Genomic DNA, 19,096 nt, shown 5'->3' on the forward strand with positions numbered 1-19,096 from the left:
CTTCGTTGGCGATACCTCACCTTTCACGCCAAATGCAGCCATAACACGAACGGATAGACTGATCCATATGCGCCGAGCGAAAATTGTCTGCACCCTGGGTCCGGCGACGGACTCCTACGAACAGCTGAAGGCCATCGTCGAGGCGGGCATGAACGTCGCCCGTCTCAACATGAGCCACGGCTCCCACGCGGAGCACGAGGAGCGGTACCGCAAGGTCCGCCAGGTCTCCGCGGAGACCGGCAAGGCCATCGGCGTCCTTGCCGACCTCCAGGGCCCCAAGATCCGTCTGGCGACCTTCGCCAACGGCCCGGTGACCGTCGACAACGGCGACGAGTTCACCATCACCACCGAGGACGTCCCCGGTGACCAGCACATCTGCGGTACCACCTACAAGGGCCTGCCCGGCGACGTGAAGCCCGGCGACCCGGTCCTGATCAACGACGGCGTCATCGCCCTGGAGGTCGTCAGCGTCGACGGCCCGCGGGTGAAGACCGTGGTCGTCGAGGGCGGCGTGCTCTCGAACAACAAGGGCATCAACCTGCCCGGCGCGGCCGTCAACGTGCCCGCGCTCTCCGAGAAGGACAAGGACGACCTGCGCTTCGCGCTGCGGCTCGGCGTCGACCTGGTCGCGCTCTCCTTCGTCCGCAACGCGGCCGACATCGACGACGTCCACAAGGTCATGGACGAGGTCGGCATCCGGGTGCCGGTCATCGCCAAGATCGAGAAGCCCCAGGCCGTCGAGGCCATGGAGGAGATCGTCCTCGCGTTCGACGGCATCATGGTCGCCCGCGGCGACCTGGCCGTCGAGTACCCGCTGGAGCGGGTGCCGCTGGTGCAGAAGCAGCTCATCACGCTCGCGCGCCGCAACGCCAAGCCGGTCATCGTCGCCACCCAGATGATGGAGTCGATGATCCACGCCTCGCGCCCGACCCGCGCCGAGGTCTCCGACGTCGCCAACGCCATCCTCGACGGCACCGACGCGGTCATGCTGTCCGCCGAGTCCAGCGTCGGCAAGTACCCGGTCGAGACCGTGCGCACCATGAGCCGGATCGCCGAGAAGGCCGAGGAGGAGCTGCTCTCGCAGGGCCTCCAGCCGCTCAACCCGGGCCGCAAGCCGCGCACCCAGGGCGGCTCGATCGCCCGCGCCGCCTGCGAGCTGGGCGACTTCCTGAACGGCAAGGCGCTGGTCGCGTTCACCAAGTCCGGTGACACCGCCCGCCGCCTGTCGCGCTACCGCTCGCCCATCCCGGTCATCGCCTTCACCCCGGACACCGCCACCCGCAGCCAGCTCTCGCTGAGCTGGGGCGTCGAGGCCTACGTGACCGAGCAGGTCGGCTCGACCGACGAGATGGTCGCCCAGGTCGACCGCGAGCTGCTCCGCATCGGCGAGCTGAACGAAGGCGACACCGTCGTGGTCACCGCCGGCTCCCCGCCCGGCATCCCCGGCAACACCAACATGGTCCAGGTCCACCACCTGGGCAGCCGGGACTGACCTCCGGCCGCAGCGACGCCCGTGGGGCGGCTCCTCCGCAGTGGAGGGGCCGCCCCACGGGCGTTGCGGTCACTTGTTGCCGACGTACGGGATGTCGTCGTTGTACATCTTCATCCCGGGGATCTTCAGCGTGCCGCCGAACTGGCCGGCCTGCACGGCGGTGACGCCGGTCAGCTCCAGGTCCAGCGGGATCGGGAAGGTACCGATCAGGTCGTACAGCCACTGCGGGAGGGTGTCCGGGGTGAGGGTGATCTCGCCCAGGTCGATCGGCACGGGCAGGCCGATCACCTTCGACAGGTGGCCGGAGAGCCGCTCGACGTACATGGTGACCGGGCCGCTGCGCATGGTGGAGGTCGAGCCCGGCGCGCCCTTCACGTGGAAGGTCTTGCCGTTGCCCTCCAGGGTGGACATGTCGAGGTTGTCGATCTCGACGTTGTCGACCACGAACTTGAGCACCCGCTTGGTGCCGGTCGGCGTCTTCACGTCGACCACGCCGTGGAAGCGGGAGTTGTCCAGCGCGAGCCGGGTGGTCTGCAGGGTCCAGTTCTGGTCCGGGACCAGGATCGGGTTGTCCGGCCTCCCGGCCGCCCGCAGACCGCTGATGTCCACCGGGCAGTTCGGGTCGGCACTCGGCGAACCCGACGGCGCCGGGGTGCCCGGCTTCGCGGACGACGAGGACTTGGCGGACGGCTTCACGGGCGCCGTGGGCCTGGCCGCCGGCTTCGTGGACGCCTTCGGGCTCGGCGACGCGGCCGGGGTGGTCGGCGCGGGCTGCCCGGCCCCCGGATCGGCCGTCGGGGCGGCGGCCCGGGCCCCGGCGGCGGGCGCCGCGGGAGCCTGGCTCGGGCCCGCGGCCGGCGGCGCGGTGGTCGGCTGCGGGGCGGCGGTGGCCGCCGCGGTCGACGAACTCCCCGGGTGGACCAGGTCGGTGACACCGTCGACGATGCCGCCGACGATGTCGTCGATGATCCCGGTCCGCAGCACGGAGCCCGTGCTGCCCGCCGAACGCGCCACCGGTGCGGTGGTCGGGACGGCGCTCGGCCCGGTGCCGGGGGCCGCCGTGGTCGGCTGCGCGGGCACCGAGGGGGCCTGGGTCGGGGCGGTGGTGAGCGCGGTGGTCGGCTGCGCCGACGGGGCCTGGGTCGGGGCGGTGGACGGCGCCGGCGGGGTCAGCTCGCTCTTGGGCACCGGCGTCTCCGCCACCTGCGGCGGGGCGTCCGGCGCGGTGGCGCACGGCTTGTCGGCCGGGTCCGCGGCGGCCGTGGTCGGCGCGTAGGTCGCGGCCATCAGCAGGGCGGTGGGGACGGCGGCCATCGCCAGCGCCCGGCCGCGCAGCCGGATCCGCACCGGGGTGCGGGGCGCCGCGTGCCGGCCGGAGCGCTGCTCCGGCAGCCTCGGCGATTCCTGCTCGGTCACCGGACCTCCTTCGGGTCGCCGCTCTGCTGCGGGATACCGCCCTCGGCGACCGCCGGGGCCGGGGCGTCAAGCGCCTCGCCGGCCGGGTGCTCCGCCGGGGCCGCGGCCTGCTCGGGCACGGCGGCGAGGACGGCGGTGGGCACCTCGTCCTGCTGCGGACCGGACGCGGCCGGGGCCGCCTCCTCTGCGTCCTCCCGCGGGGGCGACGGCGCCCAGGCCATCATCAGGCCGCCGCCGATCAGACCGGGCAGCAGCGACATGCCGAAGCCGGACAGATTGGAGACCGGGATCGAGACCAGGGTCAGCAGCGTGGTGGCGACCCCCGCGAAGACCCGTACGACCGGCTGGAACCAGGCGGTCAGACCGAGCACCACCAGCAGCACGCCGATGATCAGCGATCCGGCACCGGCGGTGGTCGCCATGGTGACGGTCATGCCGTTCAACGACAGCTTGGCGTACGGGAAGTACATGATCGGAAAGGCGGCGAACATCGCCAGCAGGCCGCCGTAGAACGGCCGCGTCCGGCGGAACGTACGGAACACCCGACGCAGCCACTGGGCGGGGTTCTCGTGCTCGGCGGGCCGGTACTCGGCAAAGGCGCTGGACACGATGCAGCTCCTCGATGGTGTGAAACGAGGGTGGAAACGGGATGGGGAGGGCCGGGAGCGGTGCGCACACTCACCGCTCCCGGCCCCCCGGGTGCCGTCCCGGCGCCGGCCCCCTCGGGGCCCGGCGCCGGATCAGCGGCTCAGCCGCTCAACGGCCTAGTAGCACTCGTGCCCACCGTCGGTGTGCAGGTTGAGCTTCAGGCCCTGGAGCTTGAAGGTGCCGGCGGAGGTCGCCCACGCGGTCTGCTTGACGCCGTACAGGTGGGCCTCGTCGGCCGCCTGGGCGAAGCCGACCGAGCCGGCCGGCAGGCCGCCGCCGAGCTTGGACTTCCAGCCCTCCAGGGCCTTGTTCTTGAGCGTCGAGGCGTCCTGGCCGATGTTGATGTTCTTGAACTCGGCGTCGGCGCTCAGCGAGTCGAGGTCGATCAGCAGGTTCTCGGCGGAGACCTGCTTCTTGACGTCCTCGCTGTGGCCGGCCTCCAGGCGCAGCGTGATCTTCGGCAGCTTGAACGGCAGCGGGAGCACGTTCGGGTCGGTGACCAGCGACTGGCACATGCCCTTGATGGTCGCCTTGTCGAAGGCCGAGACGGCGACCGGGTGCGGCGTGCCGTTGACCTCGGCGTCGATCGAGCCGAACTGCGCGAACTTCTCGCCGTGCAGCTCCTGGGCGGTGACCTTGAACTGCTGGCCGGAGACGCTGAACGACGCCGCGAGCGCGTTGTTGGCCAGGCCGACACCGATCGCGGCGGTGGCCGCGAGGCTCGGGACCATCACCAGGCCGAAGCGCTTCCAGCGGGTCTTGCCGTGGGTCTGGGACATGCGTGTCCTCCTTCTGGGACGTACATCTCCGGCTCCCGTTCCGGTGCGTCCCGCACCGGCGTGGGGGCCTGGGATGGGAGAGAGCTACGTCCTCGGTAGCGGAGAGCGCCGTCGTGACGGCGCGATCCCCCCGAGCGACAACCAGGCGACCGCGCGGGGAGCGCGGCCGTACGAAGGACAGGAACCGCCGTGGGACCGCGGGTACCCCCCTGCCCTCTTGCCGCCGACCGGGGTCGGCGGCTGCCCGGTGGGGATCCCCTGTCTCGTTCTCGCCGACCGGCTGCCGGGAGTTGGAGTGTGGGGACCGGGCGTGCCGATGCTGCTCGAATCCCGGGCGAAGCACAAGGGGTTCATTACTGACGGGTAATCCAACTGCGGACAGTAACGATCATGGAATCCGGAATTCGATCACCCTGAGTGACGAAATGGAGGTTTCGTGGCGGAGAAATCCTCCGGAAACAGAAACGAAACACCCGTGGACGGCCACCAAGGGTGACCGTCCACGGGTGTTGTCAAGATTTGGTAAACCTCGCGCGGCGCGCCCGTAATGTCGCCAAATCACCAGGGACACCGCAGGTCACGCACCGTGCCGCGGCGGCACGGCGGAGCGCTCCGTCAGAAGAGCACCCGGGCCAGCGCCGAACGGGCCGCGGTCACCCGCGGGTCCTCCGGGCCGATGACCTCGAACAGCTCCAGCAGGCGCAGACGCGCGGTGTCGCGGTCCTCGCCGAAGGTCCGGCCGACGGTGTCCACCAGGCGCCCGAAGGCGTCCTCGACGTGACCGCCCACCAGGTCCAGGTCGGCGGCGTCCAGTTGCGCCGCGACGTCCTTCGGACCGGCCGCGGCGGCGGCCCGGACGGCCTGCGGGTCCAGCCCCTCCACCCGGTGCAGCAGCTCCGCCTGGGCCAGGCCGAGCTTCGCCTCGGTGTTGCCCGGCTGCTCGGCGAGCACGTCCCGGTACGCCTGGACCGCACCGCCGAGGTCGCCGCGGTCCAGCGCCTCGTGCGCCGCCTCCAGCGCCGGGTCCTCCGGACGGGCCGGGGCGGCGGCCTCGCCGGGCTCGCCCGCGCCGCCGCCGACTCCGGTGCCGACCACGCCGAAGCGCTGCTCGGCGACCAGGATCAGCTGCTCCAGCACCTTGCGGACGTTGGCCTCGCTCTCGGCGCCCTGGAACAGCGGCACCAGCTGGCCGGCCACCACGGCCATGACCGCCGGGATGCCCTGGATGCCGAACTGCTGGGCGATCAGCTGGTTGGCCTCGACGTCGATCTTGGCGAGGACGATCCGGCCGGCGTACTCCTCGGCCAGGCGCTCCAGGATCGGGCTGAGCTGCTTGCAGGGACCGCACCACTCGGCCCAGAAGTCGATGACCACCGGTACTTCGGTGGAGCGCTGGACGACCTCGGCCTCGAAGGTGTCCTCGGTGACGTCGATGACGAGCTCGTAGCCGGCACCGGCCGGGGCGGCCCCGGAGGCCTCCGCGGCGGCGGACTGGCGGGCCCGCTCGGCCCTGGCCTGCTCGGCCTTCTGGGCAGCCTCACCGGCTGCCTTGACTGCGGCGAGGTCGACCGCACCGCGCAGGGCGGAGCTGTTGAGACGCGAATTCCGTGGCTGCATGGCACCATCCTCCCCCGTCCGCGCGGATGTCGGGCACCAACCACCGGGAAAGTCGCACCGCACGGGCTGTGCGGCGCCGGCTTCCGCCGGTCGGCGAACCCTCTCCCCGGTAGCCTGGACCGTTCGGCGCGGATCCCCATCCGCGCCCCGCCGCCCCCGTCCCACGGGGTCACGGCGTTCGGTTGTCGCTTCTTTCGCTACGAGTCGTAGCGTAACTGGACCGAGGCCCCCCGCCGCAAGCCCTCCCGGGCGTTCGGGGACGTGAGCTGCCCCACTTTCCCCCGCACCCCCGCTGACCCGGGGGTGACCAGTCGCTAGCGTTACCGGTCCCACCCAAGTTACCAACCGGTAAACCGCAAGGAGGCCCGGTGTCGGCCCCCCAGCCACCCTCGACCCCGGACGCACCGGACAGCCCCGCCGAGCCGGTCGGCGCCACCGGGCCGGAGACCACCGCCGCCCGCGCCAAGGGCCGTCCGCGCAGTGCCGCCGCGGACCGCGCCATCATGGACGCCACCCGCGAGACCCTGGCCGAACTCGGCTGGGGCGGGCTGACCATGGGCCACGTCGCGACCCGCGCCAAGGTCGCCAAGACCACGCTGTACCGCCGCTGGCCGTCCAAGAACGAACTCGTCGTCGACGCCGTCGCCAGCCTCTTCGACGAGCTGGTGATGCCCGACCTCGGCAGCCTGCGGGCCGACATCGAGGCCGTGGTGCGGCAGTTCGCCGACCTGCTGGCCCGCCCGGAGACCCAGGCCGCGCTGCTCGCGCTGTTCGCCGAGGGCACCCGCGACCCGCAGCTGCGCCGGCGCATCCGGGAGTCGATCGTCGACCCGCAGAAGCACCTGGTGCGCCAGGGGCGGGCCTCGGCCCAGGCCCGCGGCGAACTCCAGCCGGACGGCGACAGCGACGCCGCCTGCGAGGAGGTCGACATCATCTTCGACACCATCGCCGGCACCGTCGAGCACCGCATCCTGGTCAGCGGCGAGCCGATCACCCCGGACTGGACCCGCCGCTTCACCACGCTGCTGCTGGGGCCCTTCCCCAGCCTCTCCGAGGACCCCGCCGAGCACTGAGCGGCCCCGGACGCGCCGGACCGCCCCGCGGCAGCGCCACGGGGCGGTCCGGTGTCCGTACGGGCCCGCGGCCCGCGCGTCGGGTCCAGGAGGGTCTAGAAGACGGCGGACTCCCGGTAGGTGCCCCACTCCTCGCGCAGGGCGTTGCAGATCTCGCCCAGGGTGGCCTCGGCCCGCACCGCGTCCAGCATCGGCGGGATCATCGACTCGCCCGAGCGGGCGGCCGCCAGCATGGCGTCCAGACCGGCCCGGACGGCGGCCTCGTCGCGGCCGGACTTGCGCGCGGCCAGCTCCCGGACCTGCTCGCGCTCGACCTCGTGGCTCACCCGCAGGATCTCCAGCTCGGGGGTGACGCTGCGCGGGTGGCAGTTGACGCCGACGACCCGCTTCTCGCCCTTCTCCACCGCCTGCTGGTACTGGAAGGCGGCCTCGGCGATCTCGCCGGTGAACCAGCCCTCCTCGATGCCGCGCAGGATGCCGGAGGTGATCGGGCCGATCTCGTGGTCCTCGCGGCCCTTGTCGAGGATCCGCTGGAAGATCGCCTCGGCCTGCTGCTCGATCCGGTCGGTCAGCGCCTCGACGTACCAGGAACCGCCCAGCGGGTCGGCCACGTTGGCGACCCCGGTCTCCTCCATCAGCACCTGCTGGGTGCGCAGGGCGATCTCGGCGGCCTGCTCGGAGGGCAGCGCCAGGGTCTCGTCCAGGGCGTTGGTGTGCAGCGAGTTGGTGCCGCCGAGGACGGCCGAGAGCGCCTCGACCGCCGTCCGGACGACGTTGTTGTACGGCTGCTGCGCGGTCAGCGACACCCCGGCGGTCTGGGTGTGGAAGCGCAGCCACTGGGCCTTGTCGGTCTTGGCGCCGAAGCGGTCGCGCATCCAGCGGGCCCAGATCCGGCGGGCGGCGCGGAACTTGGCGATCTCCTCGAAGAAGTCGAGGTGCGCGTCGAAGAAGAACGACAGGCCGGGCGCGAAGACGTCCACGTCCAGGCCGCGGGAGAGGCCCAGCTCGACGTAGGCGAAGCCGTCGGCGAGGGTGTACGCCAGCTCCTGCGCGGCCGTCGCCCCGGCCTCGCGGATGTGGTAGCCGGAGACCGAGAGCGGCTTGTACGCCGGGATGCCCTGGGCGCAGTACGCCATCAGGTCGCCGATCAGGCGCAGGTGCGGCTCGGGGGCGAAGAGCCACTCCTTCTGGGCGATGTACTCCTTGAAGATGTCGGTCTGCAGGGTGCCGTTGAGCACCGCCGGGTCGACGCCCTGGCGCTCGGCGGCGACCAGGTACATGCAGAAGATCGGGACGGCCGGGCCGCTGATCGTCATCGAGGTGGTGACCTCGCCGAGCGGGATGCCCTTGAACAGCACCTCCATGTCGGCGGCCGAGTCGATCGCGACGCCGCAGTGGCCGACCTCGCCGAGCGACTTCGGGTCGTCGGAGTCGTAGCCCATCAGGGTGGGCATGTCGAAGGCGACCGAGAGGCCGCCGCCGCCCGCCTCCAGGATCATCCGGTAGCGCTCGTTGGTCTGCTGCGCGTTGCCGAAGCCGGCGAACTGGCGGATGGTCCACGTCCGCCCGCGGTAGCCGGTGGCGTGCAGGCCGCGGGTGTACGGGTACTCCCCGGGCCAGCCGATCCGCTCGAAGCCCTCGTACGGCTGCCCGGCGGGCGGGCCGTAGACCGGCTCGACCGTGTCGCCGGAGAGGGTGGTGAAGTCCGCGTCCCGCGTGCGGGCGCTGTCGTACCGCTGCTGCCAGCGCTGCCGACCGCGCTCGATCTCCTCGGCGTCCATGGCCCCGAACTCCGCTCCGTACGGCCGCCACTGCTCGGGGCGGCACAGCTATTAGGACGTCCTACTAATTTACTCGGACGTCCTAGTACTTGTCGACGGCGACACGAGTCACCTGTGGTAACGGAGCGTTCCCCACCGGGGTTGCGGGTCGGCCGGGACGTACCGGAGGACCGGGCGGGCCCGGGAACGCCGCAGCGCCCCTCCCCCGGCTCGGGGAGGGGCGCTGCGGGAACGGACGGCGCGGGGCTCAGACCCCGGCGGCCTCGCGGGCGCCGGCGGCGGGCAGCTGCTCGGCGGCCTCGCGGACCACCCGGCGCTCGGCCACGAAGGAGGCGAACGGGATGCAGCCGGCGGCCAGCGTGAAGATCAGGCGGCCCAGCGGCCACTTCAGCTTCTGGCCGAGCAGGAACGTGACCACGAAGTACCCGATGTAGAGGTAGCCGTGCAGCATCGCGACGTAGGTGGTGGGCTGCTCGGCGGTGTCGAAGCCGTACTTCGCCACCATGAACCCGCAGAACACCAGCAGCGCGGCACCCGTCGCGATCGCCAGGCCCCGGTACCAGCCCAGCAGGGGGGTCGCCTTCATTCTCTCCATCGCCTCGCTCGGCCCGATCGGGCGGTACGTCCGGATCCGCGCACCGCTCCCACGAGGGTAGCCGCCCTCACGCCCGCTACCGCGCGGACCCCGGCCGCTCCGCCTCGGTGAAGTCGCCGGCCGCCATCCGCAGCGGCCTGAGCAGCTCGAACACCTGGCGGCACTGGTCCGGGCCGAACTCCTCCAGGCCGAACTCCATCGCCATCAGCTCCCGGGTGGCCTCCTCCACCACCCCGCGCCCCCGGTCGGTGATCGCCGCGAGTACCCCGCGGCCGTCCAGCGGGTTGGGGCGGCGGGCGACCAGGCCCGCGCGCTCCAGGCGGTCGACGGTGTTGGTGACGCTCGTCGGATGGACCATCAGCCGCTCGCCGATCTTGGAGAGCGACAGCTCGCCGGTGCGGCTGAAGGTGAGCAGCACCAGCGCCTCGTAGCGGGCGAAGGTCAGGCCGTACGGCTTGAGCACCGCGTCCACCCGGGAGAGCAGGATCTGGTGGGCGCGCATGATCGAGGTGATCGCCGCCATCGAGGGCGCCCCGCCCCAACGGCGGGTCCAGAGCTCGTCGGCGCGGGCGATCGGGTCGAAGTCGAGTGCGAGGGGCTTGGCCACCCGCTTACCGTACCGGCGGGTGGGGCTGCTGGTACCAGGCGTCCCTGATGGTGGACAAGTGCGACAGGTGGCGGGATCACGCCACATGATCGCGATGGTACGGACCAGGGCATTACGGCGGTGTGAACCCCCGCCAACCCGCCCCGGGCGGCGGCGGGTTGCCCGCCGCGGGGGCCTGCGGCCCGGTATCAGGCCGTCGTTCGAACGGTAACCCGCTGAAAGGCGGGTGATTCGTCCCGCTTCGTCCTTCTGTTCACGTTCCGCCCGGCTGGCGGAACCTGGCCAATCCGTGAACCAGACCTGTCATTTCAGGTGCTGCATTGTCATGCTTTCGGCCAGCCCCGTCCCGGGCAGCCACCGCCCCACTCACCGGTGGCCGCCGCACGACCGCACGGAGCTGCACGCCAGCGCCCGTTCCGCCCCTCAGGCACCAACCCCGGTGCCCCGGTTCGAGGCGCGCCCGCGCACACGCGGTTTCCCGGAAGGACCCTGTACGTGAAGCGAAAGCTCGCAGCCGGCGCCGTACTCTCCGCCACCGCCCTGCTCACCACCGTGATCCAGGTGGGCGGCAGCGTCGCCCAGGCCGACCCCGCGCCCGCGCCCCAGGCGAAGGCGGCCCAGGAGAAGAGCCGGCTGGTCGGCCTCGCCCGCGCCGAGGCCGCACGGGTCGCCAAGACCCTGGGCCTGGGCGGCCAGGAGAAGCTCGTCGCCAAGGACGCCGTGGTGGACGCCGACGGCTCCCGCCACCTGCGCTACGAGCGCACCTACGCCGGACTCCCGGTCATCGGCGGCGACCTGGTGGTGCACCAGGACCCGGCCGGCACCGTCACCTCGGTCGACCGCGCGCTGGCGGGCACCCTGTCGGTGCCGTCGCTGGCCCCGAAGGTCGCCGCCGACCAGGCGGCCGGCCAGGCCAAGGGCGCGGTCCAGGCCACCGTCGGCCTGACCATCGACGAGGACGAGGCCCCGATCAAGGAGATCACCAAGGTCGGCGCCGCCAAGCTGGTCGTCTTCGCCACCGACGGCAACCCGCGCCTGGCGTACGAGACGGTCGTCGAGGGCGTCCGCGAGAACGACGTCCCCAGCGCCCAGAAGCTGGTCACCGACGCCGCCACCGGCGACGTCCTCTCGACCCACGAGCAGTACCTCGCGGCCAACGCCACCGGCTCCGGCAAGGGCGTGCACGTCGGCTCGGTCACCCTGACCACCAACTACACCGGCAGCACCTACCAGCTGAAGGACGCCACCCGCGGCGGCGGCTACACCACCGACATGAAGAACCGGACGTCCGGCAGCGGCACGCTGTTCACCGACGCCGACAACGCCTGGGGCACCGGCACCGTCTCCAGCTCCCAGTCCGCCGCCGTGGACGCCCAGTTCGGCGCCGCCGCCACCTGGGACTACTTCAAGAACGTGCACGCCCGCAGCGGCATCCGCGGCGACGGCGTCGGCGCCTACAGCCGGGTCCACTACGGCCGCAACTACGTCAACGCGTTCTGGAGCGACTCCTGCTTCTGCATGACGTACGGCGACGGCGACGCCAACAGCAACCCGCTGACCGCGCTGGACGTGGCCGCGCACGAGATGGCGCACGGCATCACGTCCAACACCGCCGGCCTCAACTACGCGGGCGAGTCGGGCGGCCTCAACGAGGCGACCTCCGACATCTTCGGCTCGCTGGTCGAGTTCTACGCCAACCTGGGCTCCGACACCCCGGACTACCTCATCGGCGAGAAGATCGACATCAACGGCGACGGCACCCCGCTGCGCTACATGGACAAGCCCTCCAAGGACGGCGCGTCCAAGGACGCCTGGTACTCCGGCCTGGGCAGCATCGACGTCCACTACTCCTCCGGCCCGGCGAACCACTTCTTCTACCTGCTCGCCGAGGGCAGCGGCGCCAAGACCGTCAACGGCGTCAGCTACAACAGCCCCACCTCCAACAGCTCCACCGTCACCGGCATCGGCCGGGACAAGGCCGGCAAGATCTGGTACCGGGCGCTGACCGTGTACTTCACCTCCACCACCAACTACGCGGGCGCCCGCACCGGCACCCTGAAGGCCGCGGCGGACCTCTACGGCGCCTCCAGCGCCGAGTACCAGGCGGTCGCCGCCGCGTGGAGCGGCGTCAACGTCAACTGACGCCCGCAGCACGGAACGCCCGGGGCCCCGATACCGGCGGGGAGGCCCCGGGCGCTTCCGTGCGCGCCCGTACCCCGCCGGCCGGCCACCGCCCCGGACCGGCCCCGCGCGCCCCCGGGCCCGCGCGTAGCAACGGCCCCGGCGGGCGGCAAGGCGGCGCCGCTGGCGGGATCCCGCCAGCGGGACGGACCCCCGCAGACCGGGCGCACGGCCCGCCCGGCACCACCCGTCACAGGCCGCTGGCGAGACCTGGCCAATCGTCGGGCGGGCGCTGTCCTTTCACCTCCTGCATTGTCATGCTTCTGCCCAAGCCCCGTTCGACGTCCGTCGCCCCACCCCTCCGACGGACCGTCAAGACCCGCACGGGAGCAGCTCGTCAGCGCCCCGACCGCCCCACGGCGCCAACCCCGGCGCCCCGGTCCGCGGCGCGACCGCGCACACGCGGTTTCGTGGAAGGAACCCCGTACGTGAAGCGAAAGCTGACAGTCGGCGCCGTACTCTCCGCCACCGCCCTGCTGGCCGGGGCCATCCAGGTGGCCGCCGCGCCCGCCCAGGCGGCGCCGCCCGCAGCGGGCCAGGCGCGCGAGTCCCTGATCGCCTTCGCCGGCGCCCAGTCCGCCCCGCTGGCCCACGCACTCGCCCTGGGCAGCCAGGAGCAGCTGGTCCCGTACGACGTGGTGGTCGACGGCAACGGCGACCGCCACCTGCGCTACGAGCGCACCTGGAACGGGCTCCCGGTGCTGGGCGGCGACCTGGTCGTGCACCAGAACAGGGCCGGCGCCGTCGTCGCGGTGGACCGCGCCTTCGAGGGGCGGCTGTCCCTGCCCAGCCGGACGCCGAAGCTCTCCGCCGAGCGCGCCGCCGAGCAGGCGAAGTCCGCGGTCGAGGCGACCATCGGCGCGGCCGAGCACGCGGACGAGCAGCCGGTCAAGGAGGTCGTCGGCTCCGGCGGCGCGCAGCTGGTCGTCTGGGCGGGCGACGCCACCCCGCGGCTGGCGTACGTGACGGCGGTCGAGGGCGTGAAGGAGGACGGCACCCCGAGCCGCCAGCAGCTGGTCACCGACGCGGCGAGCGGCGAGGTGCTCTCGACGCACGAGGAGTACCAGACCGCCAACGGCAGCGGGAAGGGCGTGCACGTCGGCAGCGTGCCGCTGGTCACCACCCAGAGCGGTTCGACCTACCAGCTCAAGGACGGCTCGCGCGGCAACCAGTCGACGACCAACCTGAACAAGGGCACCTCCGGCAACGGCACCCTGTTCACCGACGCCGACAACGCCTGGGGCACCGGGGCGGCCTCCAACGCGCAGTCCGCCGCGGTGGACGCCCAGTACGGCGCCGGCGCGACCTGGGACTACCTGAAGAACACCTTCGGCCGCAACGGCATCAAGAACAACGGCGTCGGCGCCACCAGCCGGGTCCACTACGGCAACAACTACGTCAACGCGTTCTGGAACGACTCCTGCTTCTGCATGACGTACGGCGACGGCTCGGGCAACACCAACCCGCTGACCGCCCTCGACGTGGCCGGCCACGAGATGACCCACGGGCTCACCTCGGCCACCGCCAAGCTGGTGTACTCCGGTGAGTCCGGCGGCCTGAACGAGTCCACCTCGGACATCTTCGGCACGATGGTCGAGTGGTACGCCAACCTGCCGGTGGACGTGCCGGACTACCTCATCGGCGAGAAGATCAACATCTTCGGCAACGGCAAGCCGCTGCGCTACATGGACCAGCCCTCCAAGGACGGCAAGTCCAAGGACTCCTGGTACTCCGGGATCGGCGGCATCGACGTCCACTACTCCTCGGGCGTCGGCAACCACTTCTTCTACCTGCTGGCGGAGGGCAGCGGCGCCAAGACCATCAACGGCGTCAGCTACAACAGCCCGACCTCCAACGGCTCCACGGTCACCGGCATCGGCCGCACCAAGGCCGCCGCGATCTGGTACCGGGCGCTGACCGTGTACTTCACCTCCACGACCAACTACAAGGCCGCGCGCACCGCGACCCTGAAGGCGGCCTCCGACCTGTACGGCGGCACCAACAGCACCGAGTACAAGGCGGTCGCCGCCGCCTGGAGCGCGGTGAACGTCAGCTAGCCGCCCGCCGCGGCGCACCCGGCCCCGGGTGCGCCCGGCCCCGGCCGCACGAACGCCGACAGGCTGCCCGGGCCCTCCGGAGAGAGGGGCCCGGGCAGCCTGTCGGCACGTCCGCTACGCGGCGGCGGGCTCGCGCTGGGCGGCCGGCGGGTACTCGCCGCGCTCCTCCTTCTTGAGCATCCGCTCGGCCACGAAGCCGCCGAAGGGCAGCACCGAGAGGGCGAAGAGGACGATGCCGCGCTTGGCGTCCCACTTCTGCGCCTGCCAGGCCATGATCCAGAAGACGCCGTACAGCACGAACAGGGCGCCGTGGACCGCGCCCATCACCGGCACGGCGTTGAAGTCGGTGGTGCGCTTCAGTACCGAGCAGATCAGCAGCAGGATGAAGGAGGCCCCCTCGGGGCCGGAGACCAGGCGCAGTCGGTGGACGGCAGCGTTGCTCTTCACGTTCGGTACCTCATTGCGGCGGGGGCGGCGGGGTGCGCGGTGCGGGGGGCCGGACGGTGCGCACCGGGCTTGTGAACCGGCTCACAAACCGTCACCCATTATCACCGAGCCACCTCCCGGGACGACCGCCGGGGCCGCCCACGTGTGCGGGCTCACACCGCCGCCGTCACAGCCGCGTACCAGAAAACCCGCGCCCCCTCCCCGTTCGGTGCCCGCTCCGGTTACATTCTCGGACGTGGCACAGTTTCGACTCCAGGGGTCCAAGGTGCTCGCCGTCGACATGACGGGCGACGCCGTGAAGGCCAGAAACGGCTCGATGGTCGCGTACACCGGCCAGATGAGCTTCAAGAAGCTCAGCGGCGGCGGTGACGGCCTACGGGGCATGGTCACCCGCCGACTGACCGGCGAGCAGATGACGGTGATGGAGGTGAAGGGGCAGGGCACCTGCTACTTCGCCGACCGGGCGACCGAGATCAACCTCGTGCGCCTGAACGGCGAGACGCTCTACGTCGAGGCCGACAACCTGCTCTGCACCGAGGGCACGCTGAGCACCGGCACCAGCTTCACCGGGCTCAACGGGCTGACCTCCGGCAACGGCCTCTTCACCACCAAGGTGGAGGGCCACGGCTGGGCCGCGGTCACCTCGAAGGGCCCGGCGATCGTGCTGCGGGTCTCGCAGGGACAGCCCCTGCGGGTCGACCCGGGCGCGTACGTGGCGCACACCGGCAACCTCAGCCGCAACCTCAAGTCCGGCGCCGGGTGGTCCACCTTCGTCGGCGAGGGCGGCGGCGAGGCGGTCCAGGTGGAGTTCACCGGCGACGGCCTGGTCTACGTGCAGCCGTCCGAGAAGCTGACCGTCGGGGGCGACGTCTGATGCCGTTCAACAAGATCAACAGCAAGATGATCGAGGCGCAGGTCGTACCCGGGCAGCGGCTGTTCAGCCAGCGCGGCGCCATGCTCGCCTACACCGGCGAGGTCAGCTTCACCCCGAGCCTCACCGGGGGCCAGGGCGGCGTGATGGGCATGATCGGCCGGCGGGTGGCCAACGAGGACACCCCGCTGATGACGGTCGAGGGCCACGGCAGCGTGATGTTCGGCCACGGCGGCCACCACGTCCACGTGATCGACCTGCACGGCGACACCCTCTTCGTCGAGGCCGACCGGCTGCTGGCCTTCGACGGCTCGCTCCGCCAGTCGACCATGTTCATGGGCCAGCAGGGCGGCGTGATGGGCATGGTCCGCGGCCAGGTGACCGGGCAGGGCCTGTTCACCACCAAGCTGGAGGGCCAGGGCGCGGTCGCGGTGATGGCCCACGGCGGTGTGATCGAGCTGCCGATCCACCCGGGACAGCCCGTCCACGTCGACCCCCAGGCGTACGTCGCGCACCGCGGCAACGTCCAGAACAAGCTGTCCACCGCCCTGGGCTGGCGCGACATGATCGGCCGCGGGTCCGGCGAGGCCTTCCAGCTGGAGCTGTCCGGCCAGGGCGCGGTGTTCGTGCAGGCGAGCGAGGAGAAGCTCTGATGTCCTACCCGCCGCAGCCCCCGTACGGACAGCCGCACGACCCGTACGGGCAGCAGCCGTACAACCAGCCCACCCAGCCCGGCTTCCCGACCCCGCAGCAGGGCGGCTACCCGCCGCCCGGCCAGCCGTACCCGCCGCAGGGCTACCCGCCCCAGGGGTACCCCCAGCAGCAGCCGCAGGGCTACCCGCAGCAGGGCGGCTACCCGCCGCCCCCGCAGCAGACCTACGCCCAGGACCAGTACGGCGGCGCGCAGGCCCCGCTGCCCAAGGCCCAGGACGGCTCCGGCCCGGTGGTGCACGACGCGCACAGCCTGCCGTCCAACGACAACGTCAACCCGTACGCCTTCTCGGTCGAGCTGAACGGCTCGTACTTCCTGCAGAAGGGCAAGATGATCGCCTACTACGGCGACATCTCCTTCAAGGGCGTCGGCGCGGGCGCGGTCGACCGGATGCTCGGCCGGAACTTCAACTCGCCGATGCACGCGGCGGACTGGGTGGTCGCCGAGGGCCGCGGCAAGCTGCTGCTGGCCGACCGGGCGTTCGACCTGAACTCGTACGACCTGGAGGACGGCAACCTGACCGTCCGCTCGGGCAACCTGCTGGCCTTCGAGCCCTCGCTGAAGCTCAAGCAGTCGATCATCCCGGGCTTCCTGACGCTGATCGGCACCGGCAAGTTCGTCGCGGCCTCCAACGGCCCGGTGCACTTCGTCGAGCCGCCGGTCCGGGTCGACCCGCAGGCGCTGGTCGGCTGGGCGGACTGCCCGGCGCCGTGCCACCACTACGACCACGACTACATGCACGGGGTGCTCGGCGGGCTGCGCCGGCTGACCGGCGTGGGCGGGGCGTCCGGCGAGGAGCACCAGTTCGAGTTCATCGGCGCCGGCCAGGTACTGCTGCAGTCGACCGAGGTGCTGATGGCCGAGCGGGCGATCGGCGCGGTGCACGCGGAGGCCGGGGTCCCGATGGGCGGCGTGCCCCCGCAGCACGCGAGCGGGCACGGGGGCCAGCTGCCGAACGTCAACGTGCCGGGGCTCGGCAACCTGGGCGACCTCGGACGCCGGTTCGGCCTGTAGCCCCGGGGAGTCGGCGGCGGACGGTCCGTAAGATCGTACAACATTTAACTAAATGGGGTATGCTGGCCCCATGGACCCGCAGACCTCCGCCGCCGACGTCCCGTCGTCCGACGCGCAGCCCGTACCGCCCCAGCAGTCCGGGCCGCGCGCACGGCCCGCGGAGGAGACGCCCTGGCTCACCGCCAAGGAGCAGCAGCTCTGGCGCGCCCACCTGGAGGTCGCCAAGCTGCTCGACTACCACCTCGGCCGCGAGCTCCAGCCGCACAACCTCGCGATCAACGACTACGAGATCCTGGTGGTGCTCTCCGAGGCGCCCGAGCGCCGGATGCGGATGACCGACCTGGCCACCGCCACCCTGCAGTCCAAGAGCCGCCTCTCGCACCAGATCACCCGGATGGAGACGGCCGGCCTGGTGCTGCGCCAGGAGTGTCCGGGTGACCGCCGGGGCCTGTACGCCCACCTCACCGAGTTCGGCTGGGAGATCATGCAGCGGGTCGCCCCGGACCACGTGCGCAGCGTCCGGGCGCACTTCATCGACCGCTTCACCCCGGAGCAGATCGACGCCATGTACGCGGCGCTGGCCCCGATCGCCGACCACCTGCGCGGCCTGCGGGGCCGTTCGTAGCGGCCGTTCGCAGGAGCCGTTCGTAGCGGCCGTTCGCCGGAGCCGTCGTCATAAGGCGCGCCGTACGGCCGCACGCAGCGGAACGGCCGGCCTCCCCCGTTCCTGGGAGGCCGGCCGCCCACGTCTCTTCCCCGCCGCCGTCCGGCCGCGGGCACCCGGGTCGGGCCCGGGTCAGCCCCTGGTGAGTCCCGCGACCAGCTCGTCGGCGGCGCCGTACGGGTCCAGCTCGCCCGCCACCACGCGCTCGGCGAGGGTGGCCAGGTGGCGGTCGCCGTGCAGGTCCCCGATCCGGGCCCGCAGCGCGGCCAGCGCGATCGCCTCGATCTCGTCGGCGGCCCGGCGGCGGCGGCGCACCGCCAGCTCGCCGTGCTCCTCCAGCCAGGCCCGGTGCTTCTCCAGCGCCTCGACGACCTCGTCCACGCCCTCGCCGCGGGCGGCCACGGTCTTGACGATCGGCGGGCGCCACGCCCCCGCCTCGCGGGCCTCGCCGAGCCCGAGCATGTGGTTGAGCTCGCGGGCGGTGGCGTCCGCGCCGTCCCGGTCGGCCTTGTTGACCACGAAGAGGTCGCCGATCTCCAGGATCCCGGCCTTGGCGGCCTGGATGCCGTCGCCCATGCCCGGCGCGAGCAGCACCACGGTGGTGTCCGCCTGCGCGGCGACCTCCACCTCGGACTGGCCGACGCCCACCGTCTCGACCAGGATCACCTCGCAGCCCGCCGCGTCCAGCACCCGCAGCGCCTGCGGGGCCGTCCAGGAGAGCCCGCCCAGGTGGCCGCGGGTGGCCATCGAGCGGATGAACACCTCGGGGTCGGTGGCGTGCTCCTGCATCCGCACCCGGTCGCCGAGCAGCGCCCCGCCGGAGAACGGCGAGGACGGGTCCACCGCGAGCACCCCGACCCTCTTGCCGAGCCGGCGGTAGGCGGAGACCAGGGCCGAGGTGGAGGTGGACTTCCCGACGCCCGGCGAACCGGTGAGCCCCACGGTGTAGGCCTGCCCGGTGTACGGCGCCAGCGCGGCCATCGCCTCGCGCAGCTGCGGGGCGGCGTTCTCGACCAGCGAGATCAACCGGGCCACCGCGCGCGGACGGCCCTGGCGGGCCTGTTCGACCAGCGTGGGCACATCGATCATCGGAGCTCCTGAGGGTTGGGGCCGCGGCCCGCCGGCGGCGGACCGCAGCCCCG

The 19,096-nt window shown here is 72.1% G+C and carries 17 protein-coding genes; 8 read left to right on the top strand and 9 right to left on the bottom strand.

Going from position 1 to position 19,096, the window contains the following annotated elements:
- The first annotated feature begins 67 nt into the window (after positions 1-67).
- Positions 68-1,492: a pyruvate kinase gene (gene pyk, locus ACWGB8_RS00350; protein WP_452208692.1), complete on the top strand. Its 1,425-nt coding sequence runs from the start codon at positions 68-70 to the stop codon at positions 1,490-1,492.
- A 69-nt stretch (positions 1,493-1,561) separates the two neighbouring features.
- Here pyk and ACWGB8_RS00355 read toward each other — a convergent pair whose 3' ends face one another.
- From ACWGB8_RS00355 to ACWGB8_RS00370, 4 genes are all read right to left on the bottom strand, one after another.
- Positions 1,562-2,908 (bottom strand): hypothetical protein, encoded by a 1,347-nt coding sequence (locus ACWGB8_RS00355; protein ID WP_452208694.1) that lies wholly within the window; start codon positions 2,906-2,908, stop codon positions 1,562-1,564.
- On the bottom strand, positions 2,905-3,516 hold the full coding sequence (locus ACWGB8_RS00360) for a DUF6114 domain-containing protein (RefSeq protein ID WP_452208696.1): 612 nt from the start codon (positions 3,514-3,516) through the stop codon (positions 2,905-2,907). The genes ACWGB8_RS00355 and ACWGB8_RS00360 overlap by 4 nt, the downstream gene beginning before the upstream one ends.
- Positions 3,517-3,672: 156 nt before the next feature.
- On the bottom strand, positions 3,673-4,335 hold the full coding sequence (locus ACWGB8_RS00365) for a DUF6230 family protein (RefSeq protein WP_452208698.1): 663 nt from the start codon (positions 4,333-4,335) through the stop codon (positions 3,673-3,675).
- Positions 4,336-4,950: 615 nt separating this feature from the next.
- Complete coding sequence (locus ACWGB8_RS00370) at positions 4,951-5,952, bottom strand: tetratricopeptide repeat protein (RefSeq protein ID WP_452208700.1); 1,002 nt, start codon at positions 5,950-5,952, stop codon at positions 4,951-4,953.
- Between the two features lie 500 nt (positions 5,953-6,452).
- Between ACWGB8_RS00370 and ACWGB8_RS00375 the strand changes: the two genes are divergently transcribed.
- Positions 6,453-7,025, top strand: a complete 573-nt coding sequence (locus tag ACWGB8_RS00375; protein WP_452208830.1) for a TetR/AcrR family transcriptional regulator — start codon at positions 6,453-6,455, stop codon at positions 7,023-7,025.
- A gap of 95 nt (positions 7,026-7,120) precedes the next feature.
- Here the strand turns inward: ACWGB8_RS00375 and ACWGB8_RS00380 are convergent, their stop codons facing one another.
- The 3 genes from ACWGB8_RS00380 to ACWGB8_RS00390 all read right to left on the bottom strand — a co-directional run bounded on the left by ACWGB8_RS00380 (position 7,121) and on the right by ACWGB8_RS00390 (position 10,008).
- Positions 7,121-8,806 (bottom strand): acyl-CoA mutase large subunit family protein, encoded by a 1,686-nt coding sequence (locus ACWGB8_RS00380; protein ID WP_452208701.1) that lies wholly within the window; start codon positions 8,804-8,806, stop codon positions 7,121-7,123.
- A gap of 247 nt (positions 8,807-9,053) precedes the next feature.
- Positions 9,054-9,392 carry a DUF3817 domain-containing protein gene (locus ACWGB8_RS00385; RefSeq protein WP_452208703.1) on the bottom strand — a complete coding sequence of 113 codons (339 nt, stop codon included), beginning with the start codon at positions 9,390-9,392 and terminating at the stop codon, positions 9,054-9,056.
- 85 nt (positions 9,393-9,477) lie between these two features.
- Positions 9,478-10,008 carry a MarR family winged helix-turn-helix transcriptional regulator gene (locus ACWGB8_RS00390; protein WP_452208705.1) on the bottom strand — a complete coding sequence of 177 codons (531 nt, stop codon included), beginning with the start codon at positions 10,006-10,008 and terminating at the stop codon, positions 9,478-9,480.
- A gap of 495 nt (positions 10,009-10,503) precedes the next feature.
- Between ACWGB8_RS00390 and ACWGB8_RS00395 the strand changes: the two genes are divergently transcribed.
- The gene (locus tag ACWGB8_RS00395) at positions 10,504-12,150 is read left to right on the top strand and encodes a M4 family metallopeptidase (protein ID WP_452208707.1); all 1,647 of its coding nucleotides are present in this window, start codon (positions 10,504-10,506) and stop codon (positions 12,148-12,150) included.
- A gap of 467 nt (positions 12,151-12,617) precedes the next feature.
- Positions 12,618-14,246 carry a M4 family metallopeptidase gene (locus ACWGB8_RS00400; RefSeq protein ID WP_452208709.1) on the top strand — a complete coding sequence of 543 codons (1,629 nt, stop codon included), beginning with the start codon at positions 12,618-12,620 and terminating at the stop codon, positions 14,244-14,246.
- Between the two features lie 114 nt (positions 14,247-14,360).
- Here ACWGB8_RS00400 and ACWGB8_RS00405 read toward each other — a convergent pair whose 3' ends face one another.
- Positions 14,361-14,693 (bottom strand): DUF3817 domain-containing protein, encoded by a 333-nt coding sequence (locus ACWGB8_RS00405; RefSeq protein WP_452208711.1) that lies wholly within the window; start codon positions 14,691-14,693, stop codon positions 14,361-14,363.
- Positions 14,694-14,928: 235 nt separating this feature from the next.
- Between ACWGB8_RS00405 and ACWGB8_RS00410 the strand changes: the two genes are divergently transcribed.
- The 4 genes from ACWGB8_RS00410 to ACWGB8_RS00425 all read left to right on the top strand — a co-directional run bounded on the left by ACWGB8_RS00410 (position 14,929) and on the right by ACWGB8_RS00425 (position 17,915).
- Positions 14,929-15,567: an AIM24 family protein gene (locus ACWGB8_RS00410; RefSeq protein ID WP_452208712.1), complete on the top strand. Its 639-nt coding sequence runs from the start codon at positions 14,929-14,931 to the stop codon at positions 15,565-15,567.
- Positions 15,567-16,217 carry an AIM24 family protein gene (locus ACWGB8_RS00415; protein WP_452208714.1) on the top strand — a complete coding sequence of 217 codons (651 nt, stop codon included), beginning with the start codon at positions 15,567-15,569 and terminating at the stop codon, positions 16,215-16,217. The genes ACWGB8_RS00410 and ACWGB8_RS00415 overlap by 1 nt, the downstream gene beginning before the upstream one ends.
- A 260-nt stretch (positions 16,218-16,477) precedes the next feature.
- Complete coding sequence (locus ACWGB8_RS00420; protein WP_452208831.1) at positions 16,478-17,290, top strand: AIM24 family protein; 813 nt, start codon at positions 16,478-16,480, stop codon at positions 17,288-17,290.
- A 70-nt stretch (positions 17,291-17,360) separates the two neighbouring features.
- A complete protein-coding gene (locus tag ACWGB8_RS00425) occupies positions 17,361-17,915 on the top strand; it encodes a MarR family winged helix-turn-helix transcriptional regulator (RefSeq protein WP_452208715.1) in 555 nt (184 codons plus the stop codon).
- A 171-nt stretch (positions 17,916-18,086) separates the two neighbouring features.
- Here ACWGB8_RS00425 and meaB read toward each other — a convergent pair whose 3' ends face one another.
- Positions 18,087-19,043: a methylmalonyl Co-A mutase-associated GTPase MeaB gene (gene meaB / locus ACWGB8_RS00430; RefSeq protein ID WP_452208717.1), complete on the bottom strand. Its 957-nt coding sequence runs from the start codon at positions 19,041-19,043 to the stop codon at positions 18,087-18,089.
- Positions 19,044-19,096 lie beyond the last annotated feature (53 nt).

It is taken from the genome of Kitasatospora sp. NPDC054939 (assembly GCF_053610105.1).